Here is a 16,010-nt window from a genome sequence, read left to right on the forward strand (position 1 = left end):
CCATGGAAATCACCTTCGTGCAGCCCGACGGGCTGGTCCGCAGCCCCGCCTTCAGCCACGCCGCCGTCGTCCCGGCAGGTGCCACCACCATCTACCTGGGTGGCCAGAACGGCGTGGACGCCAACGGCGTCCTTGTCTCGGACGATGTTGCCGAGCAGTCACTCAGGGCCATCGCGAATGCCCGGATTGCCCTGGAGGCGGCCGGGGCGTCCCTGGCCGATGTGGTGCAGTGGACCGTGCTCATCCATGTCGACGCCGATCTCTCCGCGGCCTACGGTGCCATCGCGCCACAGTTGGCCAGGGAAGGCGCCCCGCCGCTGGTCACCGCAGCGCGTGTGGCCGCCCTCGGCCTCCCTGGCGCCCTCATCGAGGTGAGCGCCATCGCGGCGGTGTTGCCCTGACGCTTCGGGTTCTCCGCGATCAGGAGTACGACGGCGGCTGCCAGCCGCTGCTTCGGGCCCAGGCTTCCATGCGTGGCAGCGCCTGCCCGGTGAACCAGGGTTCCTTCGCTTCGGCGTAACGGGCGGTGCCGGTGTCGTCGGCGAACTGCGCAGACAGTTGTTCCTTGTGCCCGGCGTAATCCGCCCGGGCCTCCGCGTCGGAGCGCAGCCAGTCCCGGAACAGGAGGGCGTACCGCCAGCCCGGGCTGCCGGCCACGCGGAGGTGGACATTGGCCGCCTGGCCCGGGTCGGCGTTCGCGTGGAGCCGTTTCTGCCAGAGGTCCGGATCTTCGAGTCCGGGTTTGGCCGTGTCCCGCCATGCACCGGGCACCGCGGGGAAGCCGGCCTCCGCCAGCGCGGGCGTGAGGCTGTCCGCCGTCGCGAGCGAATCGACGGTGAGCTGCAGGTCGATGACGTCCTTGGCGGGCAGCCCGGGGACCGCCGTCGAGCCGATGTGGTCGACGGCCAGCAGCTCTGGGGCGGCCCGGCGGATCCGGGCGGCGAGGCGTTCGGCGACGGCGGGCCAGGCCGGGTCGGGCGGCAGCAGCCGGGCGCCGCCCGGGCGTTCCGCTCGCGTGCCGGCGGCGAGGTTCGCGGCGAAAGGCAGCAGCCGCTCAGTCCACAGGCGGTCCACCCGGGCCACGATGTCCTCCCGTGTCCCGGCGTTCTCCAGGACCACGTCGGCTGCCGCCAGCCGTTCTTCGCGGGTGGCCTGAGCCGCGATCCGGGACCGTGCTTCGGCCTCGGCCATGCCACGGCGTCCGGTCATCCTTTCGACGCGGAGTTCTTCCGGTGCGTCGACCACGACCACCAGATGGAAGCTGCTCCCCTGCCCTGTTTCGACGAGCAGCGGGATGTCCTGGACCACGATGTCCCCGGGGGACGCGGCTTCAAGGAGTTCGGCCGCACGGGCGCGGACGAGCGGGTGGACGATGCCGTTGAGGACCTCGCGCCGTGCGGGGTCGGCGAACACGATCCCGCCCAGCCGGGCACGGTCCAGACCGCCGTCCGGATCCACGATGTCCGGGCCGAAGGCGTCCACGATCCGGCGGAGGCCCTCGGTGCCGGGCTCCACGACTTCGCGGGCGATCACGTCGGCATCGACCAACACCGCCCCGAGCTCCCGGAACCGCTGGGCCACAAGGGATTTTCCGGAGGCGATCCCGCCGGTGAGTCCGATTTTCAACACTCTTCCACCTTACTTAAACTGGCCCAGTGCCAGAACAAGAGAGCCGGGCCACGGCGTACACCACCCTTGCGGCCGGCGGCGACCTCCGCCATGAACTCGAGATCAAACGCTCACGCTTCATCACCGTGCTGCGCCGTTCCGCCGACGAGGACGCGGCCCGGTCCCTCGTGGCGGACCTGCGCAAGGAGTTCCATGACGCGCGGCACCACTGCTCTGCCTTCGTGCTCGGAGCCGACCGCGACATCCAGCGTTCCAGCGACGACGGCGAACCGTCGGGCACGGCAGGCATTCCGATGCTGGAGGCCTTGATCAAACGCGAGACCCTGCCCGGGGTGAGCGACCTGAGCGACATCAGTGCCGTCGTCGTGCGCTATTTCGGCGGGATCCTCCTGGGCGCCGGCGGGCTGGTCCGTGCCTATTCCGAATCGGTGTCCTCGGCGCTGGACGCCGCGCCGCTGGTGCGGCGGAGCCGGCTGCGGATCTGCGCGGTGCCCGTTCCGCACGCCCAGGCCGGACGGCTGGAGAACGAGCTGCGGGCGGCGGGATTCGTTATGGCGGACAGCAGCTACGAGGCGGTGAACACGGTGCTGCGGCTCGCGTTGCCGGACAACGTAGCGGATATCGCCGACGCCGGTGCACGCCTTGCCGCGCTGACGGCCGGGAGCGCCGAGCTGCTGCCCCAGGGCACCGAATGGATCGACACGGCTTCCTAACCGCAACACGGGGTCAGATAAGGCCCATGTTTGGCGCGAACATGGGCCGTAAGTGACCCCGCGTTGGCGTTAAACGGAAGGCGCCCCCTCCAAGTGGAGGCGGCGCCTTCGTGGCTATTCAGCTGTACCCGTGAGGGAGAGCGGAATTAGTTGCCGGTGAGCTTCTCGCGCAGTGCGGCGAGGGCCTCGTCCGAAGCCAGGGTGCCCGAGGAAGCCTCGGAAGCAGCCGGCTCGGAAGAGTAGCTGGTGGCAGCAGACTCGTTGTCGCCGGAAGCGGCGGCAGCGGCGTCGTCAGCAGCGTGCTGTGCAACCTGCTTCTTGTGGGCTTCCCAACGGGCCTGGGCGTCAGCGTACTGCTGCTCCCATGCGGCGCGCTGTGCTTCGTAGCCCTCGAGCCATTCGTTGGACTCGGGGTCGAAGCCCTCGGGGTACTTGTAGTTGCCCTCTTCGTCGTACTCGGCGGCCATGCCGTACAGAGCCGGGTCGAACTCGGTGCTGTCGGCGTCAACGCCCTCGTTCGCCTGCTTGAGGGAGAGGGAGATGCGGCGGCGCTCGAGGTCGATGTCGATGACCTTGACGAACAGTTCGTCGCCAACGGAGACAACCTGCTCGGCCAGTTCAACGTGGCGGACAGCCAGCTCGGAGATGTGGACGAGGCCTTCGATGCCGTCTTCGACGCGGACGAACGCACCGAACGGAACGAGCTTGGTGACCTTACCCGGAACAACCTGGCCGAGGGCGTGGGTGCGGGCGAAGGTCTGCCACGGGTCTTCCTGCGTAGCCTTGAGGGACAGGGAGACACGCTCGCGGTCCAGATCCACTTCGAGGACCTCGACGGTGACTTCCTGGCCGACCTCGACAACCTCGGACGGGTGGTCGATGTGCTTCCAGGACAGCTCGGAAACGTGAACCAGGCCGTCTACGCCGCCCAGGTCCACGAAGGCACCGAAGTTGACGATGGAGGAAACGACGCCGGGACGGACCTGGCCCTTTTCCAGCTTGTTGAGGAAGGTGGAGCGGACCTCGGACTGGGTCTGCTCGAGCCATGCACGGCGGGACAGCACAACGTTGTTGCGGTTCTTGTCCAGCTCGATGATCTTGGCTTCGATCTGCTGACCGATGTACGGAGCCAGGTCGCGCACGCGGCGCATTTCGACGAGGGATGCGGGGAGGAAGCCGCGCAGGCCGATGTCGAGGATAAGACCACCCTTGACGACCTCGATGACGGTACCGGTGACAACACCGTCTTCTTCCTTGACCTTCTCGATGTCGCCCCAGGCACGCTCGTACTGAGCGCGCTTCTTGGAGAGGATCAGGCGGCCTTCTTTGTCTTCCTTGGTGAGCACCAGGGCTTCGACCTGATCGCCGACGGCGACAACTTCGCCGGGGTCAACGTCGTGCTTGATGGAAAGCTCGCGGGAGGGGATGACACCTTCGGTCTTGTAACCGATGTCGAGCAGAACTTCGTCGCGGTCGACCTTGACGACGGTACCTTCGACGAGGTCACCGTCGTTGAAGTACTTGATGGTGGCGTCGACTGCTGCGAGGAAGTCCTCGGCGGTGCCGATGTCGTTGATCGCGACGACGGGGGCACCGGGCTTCTCGGTGGAGGTGATGGTCATGTAGTAGGGGCTCCGTTGTGGATAGTATGTCGGTCAGGCAAACCGCCCGCTTCCCGTTCCGGGATCCGGGACACAGCACAAGGCCGGGTCATCCTGAATTGTGGATTGTATTGATCGCGTGCACGTAGTACACGCCCGTTTATTCTAGTCGCACCCGCCAAGAAGGGTCAAAAGCAGCGGCCCGGGGCCCTAGAAGTGCGTGGCGCAGTGCGCCGGGCGGTCGACGGCGAACAGCTGCTGGGCGCGGAAAGCCGCCCCGGGCGTGTGCTCCCGGATCCGCCCGGCCGCCAGGAGGGTGAGCGGACTAACCGCGCCGAGGTAGATCGAGCCGAGGTCCGCGACGTCGAGGACGAGGTCCGGTGCGGCACCGTCCGGCGCCGGGACCACGGTGGCGTGGCTCTCGGTGGCCTCCAGTACCCAGCGGCCTTCGGCGTGGCCAAGGCCGTCGCTGACGTCGAGCACCAGGTGCCCGGTGCCGGCGTAGCTCCTGGCGGAGAGCGCGGCGGGGACGTCGAGGACCCGCAGCCACAGCATGTCGCGGTGGTCCGAATCGGTCACGCACCGAGGGTCGGCCAGTGCCCAGGCCAGCGGGTCGTTGACGGGCGCGTCCTGCCAGCTGACCTGCTCCACGAGGTCGATGCTGCCCAGGAACTGCCACAGCTCGAGGTAGGCGGCATCGGTTGCGGCCACGAGATCGAGCACGTCCACGGTGTAGGGCTTGCTGTCCCAGCCGGCGAACTTGTAGGAGACGTAACCGTCTACGGCGCCGCTGGCATCGTAGTGCAGGGCGCATTTGACCGCGCGGTCTTCATTGCCGTCGCGGCCCAGCAGCCCGGACGCGTGGTGGCGGTAGTACTCCTGCCGCACGATTGAACCCGGGGTGCGGCGGTGGGCCTGCCCGAAGACGGCCGGCGCCAGTTCCAGCAGCACCTTGGGGTCCGCTACTTCCACGCTGCCCACGGCCTCATGCCGGAGCCGGAACTTCGGGCCGGTGTCCACCTTGATGCTCCGTTCAAAGGTGGCGACGCCGAAGCCGAAGCGGCCGTAGATCGACGCCTCGGAGGCGGTCAGGGCGGCCATCGCGGTCCCGGCAGCCTTCGCGGCCGCCAGGTCTTCCTCCATCATCCGCCGCAGCAGGCCCTTGCGGCGGTGCGTGCCGCGGACCGTGACAGCGCTGATCAGGTGGGTGCGGAGCTGCCTGCTGAAGCCGATGTTGAGCTCTTTTTCGAAGCTGGCGAACGTCGCCACCGGATGCGCGGCGTCCAGCGCGTGGGACGGGGTGCCGCCGGTCAGGTAGGCCCCGGTCAGCTCCCGGCCGTCGGCCAGGTGCATTGCGATGATCTTGTCGATGTGGGCGTCGGCGCGGTGTTCGTCGTGGAAGCCGTGTCCGACGGCTCGGATCCAGTCGCGCGCCCGGCCGTAGCCGGGTTCGTCCCTGGGTGCGGAATGGAAGCGCTCGATGACGTAGTTTTCATTGGGATCTGCCACTGGCCCAGCCTGCCAGACGCGCGCAGGGCGCGCCACCATATTGGCGGCGCGCCCTGCGCTCGGTTCCGTGGCCGCGGGACCTTAGTGGCCGGCGTCGTGCCAGCTGGTCCCGACGCCGATCTGGACGTCCAGCGGGACGCTCAGCTCGGCCGCCGAGCCCATCTGCTCGGCCACGAGCTTCTCCACGGCCTCGCGTTCGCCGGGGGCGACCTCGAGGACGAGTTCGTCGTGGACCTGCAGCAGCATGCGCGACTTCAGGCCCTGGCCGGCCAGTTCGGCGGACACGCCCAGCATGGCGCGCTTGATGATGTCCGCCGCCGAGCCCTGGATGGGCGAGTTGAGGGCGATGCGCTCGGCCAGTTCGCGGTGCTGGCGGTTGGTGCTGGTGAGGTCCGGTAGGTAGCGGCGGCGGCCTTCGATGGTGGAGGTGTAGCCGTCCACGCGCGCCTGTTCGACGACGCCGCGCAGGTAGTCGCGCACAGCGCCGAAGCGGTCGAAGTAGTCCTTCATGAGCGAGCGGGCCTCGTCCACCGAGATTTCCAGCTGCTTGGACAGGCCAAAGGAGGTCAGGCCGTACGCGAGGCCGTAGGACATGGCCTTGACCTTGGAACGCATGGCGCTGGTGACGTCTTCCGGGGCCACATTGAAGATGTGCGAGCCGACGTAGCGGTGCAGGTCTTCGCCCTCCTTGTACGCCTGGATCAGCCCTTCGTCCCCGGAGAGGTGGGCCATGATGCGCATTTCGATCTGCGAGTAGTCGGCGGAGAGCAGGCATTCATAGCCTTCGCTGACCACGAAGATCCCACGGACCCTGCGGCCTTCCTCGCTGCGGACCGGGATGTTCTGCAGGTTCGGGTTGTTCGAGGAAATGCGTCCAGTGGCGGCGACGTTCTGGGCATAGTCCGTGTGGATGCGGCCGTCCTCGGCCACGGACTTCTTGAGGGTCTCCACCATCTGGGCGAGCTTGGACGATTCGCGGTGGGCCATGAGCTGGACCAGGAATTCGTGCCCGGTCTTCTCCAGGAGCGCTTTCAGGGAGGCGGCGTCCGTGGTGTAGCCGGACTTGATCTTCTTGGTCTTCGGCAGCCCGAGTTCCTCGAAGAGCACGGTCTGCAGCTGCTTGGGCGAACCCAGGTTGACTTCGTGGCCGATCGCCGCGAACGCCTGCTCCTGGGCGTGCTGGACCACCTTGGAGAGATCGGCGAGCTGTTCGTTCATGCGGTCCGTGGACACGCCGATGCCGGCGAGTTCCATGCCGGCCAGCACCCGGGCGACAGGAAGTTCGAGGGTGGTGAGCAGCGCACCGGCCTGGCGGTCGCTGAGTTCCTTTTCGAAGTGCTTGCTGAGCGTCTGCACGACGGCGGCCTGCCGCACCAGTGCGGTGGCCGCTGCGCCGTCCGGGCCGTCGCCGAGGTCGAGTTCGAGCTGCCCGGACGCGGAGGCCGCGGATTCCAGGGCGATCTTGAGGTGGTGCTGGGCGAGTTCCGCCAGCTCGTAGCTGCGCCGGTCCGGTTCGATCAGGTAGCCGGAAATGGCGGTGTCGTCGACCACGCCTTCCAAGCCGAGCCCGCGGTGGTGCAGGGCCTTCAGCGCGGCCTTGAACTCGTGCATCACCTTGGCTTCTTCGGGGTCCGTCAGCCAGCCGGCCACCACGGATTCGGCCGCGGCGTCGAGCCTGGGCAGCTCGATGAAGGCCGCCCCGTTGGCGCGGACGACGGCGAGGGCTTCGGCGTCGTACCCGATCCGGCCGGGGACCAGCTGCACGGCCAGCGCGGAACGCATCCCGGAACCGGCGGCGAAGAAGGCCTGCAGTTGCGCGGCGTCTTCCAGGACGGCGAAGTCCGGTACGTCGATGGTGTCCGGGGCGGCTCCGGCGGTGTCGTCGCCGTAGAGGTCGAACAGCCGGCTGCGGAGGGTCTTGAATTCGAGTTCGTCGAAGAGCTCGTCGATTTCCTTGCGGACGGGCCGGGGTTCTGCGAGATCCGCCAGGCCCACCGGGAGGTCCAGGTCCCTCAGGAGGTGGTTGAGGCGCCGGTTCCGCTTGACGGCGTCGATGTTCTCGCGGAGGGCTCCGCCCACCTTGCCGCCGATCGCGTCCAGGTTCTCGAGGATCCCCTCAAGGCCGCCGTATAGGTTGATCCACTTCGCGGCGGTCTTGGGCCCGACGCCGGGCACGCCGGCGAGGTTGTCCGCGGACTCCCCCACCAGCGCGGCGAGGTCCGAGTAGCGCGACGGGGCGACGAAGTACTTTTCTTCGATGGCCGCGGCATCCATGCGCGGGATGTCGGAGACGCCCTTCTTCGGGTAGAGGACGAAGACGTTGTCCGTGATGAGCTGGAAGGAGTCGCGGTCACCGGAGACGAGGAGCACCTCGAAGCCGGCCGCTTCACCCTGGGCCGCGAGGGTGGCAAGGATGTCGTCGGCTTCGTAGCCGGGCATCTTGATGGTCTTGATTCCCCAGGCGTGCATGACCCGTTCGATGAGGCCGATCTGTCCGCCGAACTCCGCCGGGGTCTCGTTGCGGCCGCCCTTGTACTCGCTGTATTCGGCCTTGCGGAAGGTGGTGTCGTCCGAGACGTCGAAGGCCACGGCGACGTGGGTGGGTTTCTGGTCCCGGATGAGGTTGATCAGCATGGACGTGAAGCCGTGCACGGCGTTGGTGTGCTGGCCCGCGGACGTGGCGAAGTTTTCGGCCGGAAGTGCGTAGAAGGCGCGGAAGGCCATCGAGTGGCCGTCAAGGACCAGGAGCCGTGACCGGCCGCCGGCTGCTGTTCCCGGAACGGCGTCCGGAAGCGTTGCTGCGGGGGCGGGAGTAACGGCCGCGGGCGCTGCGGCGGCGATTTCGATGGATGGGTCTTCGATGGCCTGGTTTTCGACGGTACCGGCCGGTTTGGTTGTTTCGCTCACAGGTGCCAGCCTAGTTGCCATGATGGACAATTTCACGCCGGGCAGGTTCACCGAAGAGCTCATCGCCGCCGGAGTCCCGCAGGAATTCCACGGCTGGCTGGAGCGCTACGGCGTGGGGGCGCTGGTGGTGAAGATGGGGATCAAGTTCCTGGAGCTGGGCCCTGCGCGGGCCGTGGCTACGATGCCGGTGGAAGGAAACACCCAGGTGGCCGGCATCCTGCACGGCGGAGCCCATGTGGTGCTGGCGGAAACGCTCGGTTCCTTCGCGGCGTCGCTGCATGCCGGGCCGGGACGCCACGCGGTCGGGATCGAGGTGGGCGCCACCCACCACCGTTCGATCGCCGGGGGCCTGGTCACGGGAACCTGCACGGCCATCCACCTCGGCGGCACCCTCGCCACGCACGAGGTGGTCATGACGGACGAATCCGGCAGGCGGCTGTCCACCGCGCGCATCACCAACATGATCCGGGACAACCGGGGACACTAGCGCCAGGCGCCCGTAACCGGCAGGGTGGCGGAGACGCCCCCGGAGCTAGCCGGCGTTCCTGCCCGGAATCCTGTACCGGAGCTCGACGGCGGCCCCTCCGATGGTGCGCGAGGAGAGCAACTCAAGCGGCGCCGTCGGGCCGTCAACGGGAAGCAGACGCTTTCCCGAGCCGAGGACCACGGGAATCAAGGTGACGATCATCTCGTCCAGAAGCCCCGCCTGCGCGAACTGGGCCACAAGGTCCCCGCCGCCCACCAGCCACACGTTCTTGCCGGCCGCGCTGTCGATGAGGTCCTGCGCGAATTCGGCGACGTCGCCGCGGACAAAAGTAATGTCCGCTCCCTTCGGCGCGGCATATTCATGGTGGGTGAAGATCCAGCACGGAAGGTCCGGGTAGGGCCACTTGCCGGGTTCGTGCTCCAGCAGCCAGCGGTAGGTCTGGCCGCCCATGACAACGCATCCGATGCCGGACATGAACTCCGCGTAGCCCTCGCCGACCCCTTCGGTGCTGTCGAACTGGAGGAGCCAGCCAAGGTCGTCGTCGGGGGTGGCAATGAAGCCGTCGAGGGAGGATGCCACGTAGTACTGGAAAGCGGACATGGCCCCAGCGTACTCATCCCGGCGCGGGGTTCCCAGAGGAGGGGTTGCCGTACTCGACGCGGACACTGCCGTTGTCCGGGAGCACCACCACACGGCCGTCCTTGAGGGTCCAGCCGTCGTTGAGCAGGAAGATCCGGCCGCCGCTGACCACCAGGAGGCGCAGCCCGCTGTAGCGGTAGAGGGGCGCGGCGGTGGTTCCGGCGGAGGCTTCGCGCACGTTCGGTGCCGAGACGGCGAGCCGTTCCTTGCTGTAGACGACGGCGGTGGGCAGCAGGGTGGAGCGTTCCTGGTAGTCGACGGCGGCCCCGCGGCCGAGCGCCTGGGCGTAGTCGGCGGTGCCCCAGAACAGCAGCAGGGTCACTAGGATGAACATGAAGGCCCGTTCCAGTCCGCGCGGTGTGAGGATCGGGCTGCGCGCTGCGTATTGCATGGTGCGCCGGCGCAGAGCTACTCCCCAGCTGCCCAGCAGCAGACCGCCGGCGATCAGGTAGGGCACGTAGAGGAGTATGCGGTCGGGCTGGGCGACGGTGATGATCCACATGGCGGCGGCGAACAGGTAGCCGGCCGCGGCGAGGACCGTGGCCGCGCGTCCCAAGGCCCGGCGGTAGCGGCCCGTGGCGATGACTTTGTTGAGGGCGCGGTCCACCATGAGCCACGCGAGCCCGATAAGCGCGAGCCAGGCGAGGGGGCGGAACAGGGACTGGATGCTGCGCAGGATGAAGTCCTGGACGGTGTAGCCGAAGAGGCTGACGTCCAGGCCCATCGACTTGGCCTGCGCGTCGCTGCGGGCCCAGCCGAAGTAGACCAGGAGGGCCGTGGCCACGGTGAGCGGCGGGCCGATGACCGAGAGGACCTCGAGGGTACGCTGCCAACGGGTGTCAAGCAGCGCCCGGCCACCCTCTTCCGCGGCTGGCTCCGGTGCGCTGCTCACGGGGCCTCCGAGCCGCCGCCCCCGGAGGGTGACGGGTTCACCGGCGGGGGTTCCGTTCCTGCGGATTCCGACCCGGATGGCGAGGGTGTGCCCGGTCCGCCGGTGGCAGCGGCGTCGTCGTAGAAGAACTGCACCTCGCCGGGTGCATCGAGGGTGTCGGTGATCGACACGGTGATCGAGGCCTTGTCGCCGGCCGGCGGCGTCCTGAAGTAGACAGGTGAGTAGTCGCCGTCGCTGCGGGTTTCGACACCGGAGGCCTCGCCGTCGATCTTCACCTCGGAGACCCGCACGTAGTAACCGTCCAGCCGGACCCAGGTGCCCCCGGCCCGCGGCCCGGACGGCCGGCTGAGGCCCGGCACCGGAACGAAGTTCCCGTCCACCACGGTCAGGCCGGTGAGCTTCCGCGGGCAGGCTTCTCCGCTTCCGGGTTCCAGCGGGACCGTGGTCGTGGGATTCGCGTTGTGGAACTCGACGGCGCTGCGGGCCACGGCGAGGACCGCCAGTTCCAGGCACCGGCCCCCGGGCGGCGCCTGGACGGCGGACAGGGCCGTCGCCGCTTCCTGCCACTGGGCGGCGGTGCCGTCGCGCAGGGCGTAGCAGACGGCCCCGACGGCACGCCACACGTCCTTGAACGTGGTACCGTCCACGCCGTCGCGGAGCTGCTCACAGTCGCGGCCCTGGGCGAACAGGTACATCCGCCCTTCCTGGGGATCGTTGGGCCCGACGGGCCCGATCGGTATCCACCGGACCACCGGCGCTTCGGCGGGCGGCGGAACATCGGGGACGGGCGGTCCCGGCACGGGTTGGACGGTGGGCTCCATCGGCGCGGGATCACTGCTCGCCGGGACACTGGGCGAGGTCAGCGCGGGAGTCTGCTGGGAGCCGGCGCTTTCCGCTCCCGCGGGCGGGCCGCAGGAAGCCAGCGCGAAGGCAGCCAGGATCACCGGAAGGAACGTCCCGGATCTGCCGTTGGTTTTCAGCCGTCCGAACATGGCCCCACACCTGCCCCAGGGCGGCGCAATGGCCCCCGGAAAGGGGGCCGGTCAGCTTGCGCAGCTACACAGCCGATTATTCTCCCGAATGGACTGAACGGCCAGAGCCCGGCAGTGGCAGGCTACTTGGTGAAGTACGGCACGATCAGGTAGATGCCGAAGAGCACGGCGGCACCGCAGGCGGCGAAGCACAGGTAGGCCACGGAACGGAGCAGCACCGGCGACTTGTTCCCGGCGTCACCGGCCACTGCCGTGAGCCGCACGCCCAGGGAATACAGGACCACCAGGACCACGGCGGAAACCAGGGTGGCTCCGGCAACCTGCAGCAGTTCCAACCACTTCATCGCTGGGCGTCCTTGCTCTTGTTCTCCGCGGCTTTCTTGCGCGCGGACTTCTTCTTCTGGAACCTGACGGCCGTGCCGGCCTCTTCGACCTCCACGGCGTTGTGATGGCCCACGTGCGACTTCCTGGAGTACAGGAACATGAAGAGCACGACGCCGGTGCCCACCACTGCGGCGATGACCACACCGACGATGCCGGTGCCCACGAGCAGGGCGGTGAGGGCGCCGACGACGGCGGCGGCCGGCAGGGTCAGCAGCCAACCGATGGCGATGCGGCCCACCATGCCCCAGCGCACGGTGGTGCCCCGGCGTCCGAGGCCGGAGCCGATGACCGAGCCGGAGGCAACCTGCGTGGTGGAGAGGGCGAAGCCCAGGTGGGAGGAGGCCAGGATGGCCGAGGCCGTGCTGGACTCGGCCGAGAAGCCCTGAGCCGGCTTGACCTCGGTGAGGCCGGAGCCCATGGTGCGGATGATCCGCCAGCCGCCGGCGTAGGTACCGATGGCGATGGCGAAGGCACAGGCCGCGATCACCCAGAACTGCGGACCGCTGCCGGTCGCCTGGGTGCCGGCAGCGATGAGCACCAGGGTGATGATGCCCATGGTCTTCTGGGCGTCGTTGGTGCCGTGGGCCAAGGCGACGAGGCTGGACGTGAAGATCTGTCCGGTGCGGAAACCGCCGCGCTTCTGGGTGAGCTTGTCACCCGTTTCGGGGTCGTGCCGGGAGGTCAGCGCGTAGGCCAGGCGGGTGCAGACGTAGGCTACCGCGGCGGCGATCATCGGTGCGAAGATGGCCGGCAGGATCACCTTCTGCAGCACGGTTTCGAAGTTCACCGAGTGGAAGCCGATGCCGATGATCGCCGCACCGATGAGTCCGCCGAACAGCGCATGCGAGGAGCTGGACGGCAGGCCCTTAAGCCAGGTGAACATGTTCCAGAGGATGGCACCCATGAGGCCAGCGAAGATGATCTCCGGGGTGATGTGGATGCCGTCCGTACCCTCGCGGATGAGGCCGCCGGAAATGGTCTTGGCGACCTCGGTAGACAGGAAGGCGCCCACGAGGTTCAGCACGGCGGCCAGGGCCACGGCGGTCTTGGGCTTGATGGCGCCGGTGGCGATGGGCGTGGCCATCGCGTTGGCGGTGTCGTGGAAGCCGTTGGTGAAGTCAAAAAATAAGGCCAGCGCTATGACAAGCGCGACCATGAAGGTGATTTCCACCTGGTTGCCCAATCTGCAGAGTCGAAGGTCAGCAGTTCCACTTCCCCGCGCCTGCCACACCACATGTTCAGCAAATATTCACCTGCTTGCCCTTGCGGAGGCCATCCGTGGCCAGCGTGAAACCTTAAGAATCCTACGTTGCATCGGGGTCAGTGCCAAACACTCCGGAGCCGGGATCCGGTTCACAGGAAAGCCTCGACGGCGTCCAGTTGGTCCGGCGTCAGGCCGCGGCGCGGATCGGGTGAAATGTGCAGCATCCGGCCGCCCCACGCGTCCGCCCATGCCAGTGCACGCGGCTCGCTGTCGAGCTGGTCGTCCAGCCAGACAAGGCGATCGGCGGGATTGCGGGCGACGTCCTGGCGGATGGCGTCGAGCTTCCACCAGTCCGGCGACAGGCCCCTGCCGGCGCTGGAAAGGACGGGCCAGTCACGCCCATCAAGCTTGATGGCCGGGCACAGGAACTCGGGAGCGAGCCGCTCCCATGTGGTCAACCACACAAAGCGTGCACCCGGCCGCCGGGACAGGGCATTCAGTTTGGCCACCAGTTCCGGCGCGAACGCCACTTCGATGACTCCGGCGTCGGCCAGTTCCCACTCGCTCCCCCAGCCGCTCCTGCCTTGGACGGCGAAGGGACTCACGACGCCGTCGACGTCGAGGTACAAGGACACCCGGGACATAGCGCCTCCTGCTGCCGGAAAACGCGCCTGCCGCACCCCCCGGCACGTCCCACCCTAACGCCGCTGCGGAATGGAAAACAGGTCCGCCGGCGCGTTCCGGCATACCGGAACGCCCTAGACATTTCACTAACGATACGGCCGTCACGAAGATGTTATGCTATTGCGGAGGTGGCCATGTGGGCCGCACCCACAGAGCCTGCGTGAGGAGCATCCGTTGAGCGAACCCCGACTCGATACAGCGTCCGAAACCCCAACGACGATGGACCCAGGACCCGGCGCCCACTTCGCCGCCGCCTCGGCCGCCCTGGACGCCGCCGATCCCCTCGCCGGCTGCCGGGACCTCTTCTACAGCCCGGACGAAGGCGAGCTCTCCGCGTACCTGGACGGCAATTCGCTGGGCCGTCCGCTGAAGGCCACCGCGGAGAACCTCCCCCGCTTCGTCGAGGACGCCTGGGGCAGCCGGCTCATCCGCGGCTGGGACGAGAAATGGATGGACGAGCCCTTGGCCGTCGGCAACCGCCTGGGCGAGGTGGTGCTCGGCGCCGCCCCAGGCCAGGCCTTCATCGGGGACTCCACCTCGGTGCTCCTGTACAAACTGATCCGGGCCGCCGTCGACGCCCGCCCGGGCCGCGACGAGATCATCGTTGACCGGGACAACTTCCCCACCGACCGCTTCATCATCGAAGGGATCGCCGCGGAACGGAACGCCACCATCCGCTGGGTCGAAACCCGCGCGGCCAGCGGTGTCCGGCCCGAAGACCTGGCGGAGCTGCTCACCGGGCGGACCGCCGTCGTCGTCCTCAGCCACGTCGCCTATCGCTCCGGCTTCCTCGCCGACGCACCGGCCATCACCGCCCTGGTGCACGACGCCGGCGCGCTGATGCTGTGGGACCTGTGCCACTCCGTGGGCTCGGTGCCGCTTGAACTGGACGCCTGGGGTGTGGACCTCGCGGTCGGCTGCACCTACAAGTACCTCAACGGCGGCCCCGGCTCCCCCGCCTTCGGCTACGTGAACAGCGCGCTCCAGGGCCGGCTCCAGCAGCCCATCTGGGGCTGGATGGGTGCGCACGATCCCTTCGGCATGACCGAAAGCTACCGGCCCGCCGACAACCTCCGCCGCTTCATCACCGGCACCCCGCCCATCCTCGCGATGCAGCCGCTGAAGGACATGGTGGAGCTCATCGCTTCCGTGGGCATGGACGCCGTCCGGGAGAAGTCGGTCAAGCTGACCTCCCACGCGCTTGAGCTGGCCGACGCCCTGCTGGTGCCGCTGGGCGCGGAGGTGGTGAGCCCCCGGGACGCCGCCGAGCGCGGCTCGCACATCACCGTGGACCACCCCCGTTTCGCCGAGGTGACGCAGCTGCTCTGGGAGCGCGGCGTCATCCCGGATTTCCGGCCGCCGCACGGCCTCCGGATCGGCCTCTCGCCGCTGAGCACGGGCTTCGCCGAACTCGAACACGGCATCCGCTCCATCCGCGAAGTGCTGCTCGGACTGGCGTGAGCGCCTTCCTCGACGACGTCGACTCCCGCCCGGGGAGCACCACCTCCCTGCTACGGACGGTGATCGGCCTGTACCTGCGCGACGCCGGCGGCTGGCTGCCGGCGTCGGCGTTCCTGCGCCTCATGGTGGCGCTGGAGGTGCCCGCCGTCGTGACCCGGACCGCGCTCAGCCGGCTGAAGAAGAAAGCGGTCCTCGAGCAGCAGCCTCGGGACGGCGTCGCCGGGTACGCATTGACCCCCGACGCCGCGGCGATGCTGGACCGCGGCGACAGCCGGATCTTCGCACCGCAGGCCATGGCCGACGGCGACCCCTGGTGCCTGGTGTCCTTTTCCATTCCCGAAACGGAACGGGAGAAGCGGCACCAGCTCAGGCGGCGGCTGCACTGGACCGGCTGCGGCACGGTGGCGGCCGGGCTGTGGATCGCCCCGGCGTTCCGGCAGTCCGAAATCGAGGAGGTCCTGGCCGGGCTGGGGCTGCGGGAACAGGCCACGCTCTTCATCACGGACACCCCGATGCCCGGCGGCGGCCACAGCAGCGCAGGCCTCCGGGACGCGGCAGCGCAGTGGTGGGACCTGGAGACAGTCGCGGCGCTGCACCGGGACTTCATCCGTGAATGGGACGGCGGCCGGGACCTGCCTGCCGGTGACGGTCCGCTGCCGCCGGCCGGGGCCTTTGCCGCGTATGTCCGGTGCATCGACAATTGGCGGGTCATTCCGTACCTCGATCCCGGACTGCCGCCGGAGTTCCTCCCCGAAGACTGGCCCGGAAGAGAAGGGTTTGCCGTGTTCGAGCACATCATGGCCGTCCACTCGGGCCCGGGCGCAGACTTCGTGCGCGCGGTGGCCAGGGAATAGGCAGCGGCCCGGGATTCGGCAGGGCACCGGGAGTACTCTGGAAGCATGGCCGCC

At 68.4% G+C, this 16,010-nt stretch carries 15 protein-coding genes; 5 read left to right on the plus strand and 10 right to left on the minus strand.

Going from position 1 to position 16,010, the window contains the following annotated elements; all coding sequences use genetic code 11:
• Positions 1-2: 2 nt before the first annotated feature.
• A complete protein-coding gene (locus tag D3654_RS02370; RefSeq protein ID WP_120519931.1) occupies positions 3-401 on the plus strand; it encodes a RidA family protein in 399 nt (132 codons plus the stop codon).
• 19 nt (positions 402-420) lie between these two features.
• Here D3654_RS02370 and coaE read toward each other — a convergent pair whose 3' ends face one another.
• On the minus strand, positions 421-1,629 hold the full coding sequence (coaE, locus tag D3654_RS02375; protein ID WP_120519932.1) for a dephospho-CoA kinase: 1,209 nt from the start codon (positions 1,627-1,629) through the stop codon (positions 421-423).
• Between the two features lie 26 nt (positions 1,630-1,655).
• Between coaE and D3654_RS02380 the strand changes: the two genes are divergently transcribed.
• Entirely contained in the window at positions 1,656-2,342 is a 687-nt protein-coding gene (locus tag D3654_RS02380) for a YigZ family protein (RefSeq protein WP_120519933.1), read from the plus strand.
• A 146-nt stretch (positions 2,343-2,488) separates the two neighbouring features.
• Here the strand turns inward: D3654_RS02380 and rpsA are convergent, their stop codons facing one another.
• From rpsA to polA, 3 genes are all read right to left on the minus strand, one after another.
• Positions 2,489-3,964, minus strand: coding sequence for a 30S ribosomal protein S1 (rpsA, locus tag D3654_RS02385; protein WP_120519934.1), 1,476 nt, complete (start codon positions 3,962-3,964; stop codon positions 2,489-2,491).
• Between the two features lie 189 nt (positions 3,965-4,153).
• The gene (locus tag D3654_RS02390) at positions 4,154-5,491 is read right to left on the minus strand and encodes a GNAT family N-acetyltransferase (protein WP_120519935.1); all 1,338 of its coding nucleotides are present in this window, start codon (positions 5,489-5,491) and stop codon (positions 4,154-4,156) included.
• A gap of 42 nt (positions 5,492-5,533) precedes the next feature.
• The gene (gene polA, locus D3654_RS02395) at positions 5,534-8,176 is read right to left on the minus strand and encodes a DNA polymerase I (protein WP_245413038.1); all 2,643 of its coding nucleotides are present in this window, start codon (positions 8,174-8,176) and stop codon (positions 5,534-5,536) included.
• A gap of 202 nt (positions 8,177-8,378) precedes the next feature.
• Here polA and D3654_RS02400 point away from each other — a divergent pair, with 202 nt between their 5' ends.
• Positions 8,379-8,846, plus strand: a complete 468-nt coding sequence (locus tag D3654_RS02400) for a hotdog fold thioesterase (protein WP_120519937.1) — start codon at positions 8,379-8,381, stop codon at positions 8,844-8,846.
• 45 nt (positions 8,847-8,891) lie between these two features.
• Here D3654_RS02400 and D3654_RS02405 read toward each other — a convergent pair whose 3' ends face one another.
• The 6 genes from D3654_RS02405 to D3654_RS02430 form a co-directional block, all read right to left on the minus strand.
• Positions 8,892-9,446, minus strand: coding sequence for a dihydrofolate reductase family protein (locus D3654_RS02405; protein WP_120519938.1), 555 nt, complete (start codon positions 9,444-9,446; stop codon positions 8,892-8,894).
• Positions 9,447-9,459: 13 nt separating this feature from the next.
• Positions 9,460-10,377 (minus strand): hypothetical protein, encoded by a 918-nt coding sequence (locus D3654_RS02410; RefSeq protein WP_245413034.1) that lies wholly within the window; start codon positions 10,375-10,377, stop codon positions 9,460-9,462.
• The gene (locus D3654_RS02415; RefSeq protein ID WP_120519939.1) at positions 10,374-11,369 is read right to left on the minus strand and encodes a hypothetical protein; all 996 of its coding nucleotides are present in this window, start codon (positions 11,367-11,369) and stop codon (positions 10,374-10,376) included. Before D3654_RS02415 ends, D3654_RS02410 begins: the two co-directional genes overlap by 4 nt.
• 122 nt (positions 11,370-11,491) lie before the next feature.
• Entirely contained in the window at positions 11,492-11,713 is a 222-nt protein-coding gene (locus D3654_RS02420; RefSeq protein ID WP_120519940.1) for a hypothetical protein, read from the minus strand.
• The gene (locus D3654_RS02425; protein ID WP_120519981.1) at positions 11,710-12,924 is read right to left on the minus strand and encodes an inorganic phosphate transporter; all 1,215 of its coding nucleotides are present in this window, start codon (positions 12,922-12,924) and stop codon (positions 11,710-11,712) included. The genes D3654_RS02420 and D3654_RS02425 overlap by 4 nt, the downstream gene beginning before the upstream one ends.
• Before the next feature lie 182 nt (positions 12,925-13,106).
• On the minus strand, positions 13,107-13,601 hold the full coding sequence (locus tag D3654_RS02430) for an HAD domain-containing protein (RefSeq protein ID WP_120519941.1): 495 nt from the start codon (positions 13,599-13,601) through the stop codon (positions 13,107-13,109).
• A gap of 259 nt (positions 13,602-13,860) precedes the next feature.
• On the opposite strand from D3654_RS02430, the gene D3654_RS02435 reads away from it, so the two are divergent.
• Together D3654_RS02435 and D3654_RS02440 are read left to right on the plus strand one after the other, a co-directional pair.
• Positions 13,861-15,102 (plus strand): kynureninase, encoded by a 1,242-nt coding sequence (locus D3654_RS02435; RefSeq protein ID WP_120519942.1) that lies wholly within the window; start codon positions 13,861-13,863, stop codon positions 15,100-15,102.
• A complete protein-coding gene (locus tag D3654_RS02440; RefSeq protein ID WP_120519943.1) occupies positions 15,099-15,956 on the plus strand; it encodes a PaaX family transcriptional regulator in 858 nt (285 codons plus the stop codon). The genes D3654_RS02435 and D3654_RS02440 overlap by 4 nt, the downstream gene beginning before the upstream one ends.
• Positions 15,957-16,010: the final 54 nt, after the last annotated feature.

It is taken from the genome of Arthrobacter celericrescens, from assembly GCF_003614925.1.
Taxonomy (GTDB): Bacteria; Actinomycetota; Actinomycetes; order Actinomycetales; family Micrococcaceae; genus Arthrobacter; species Arthrobacter celericrescens.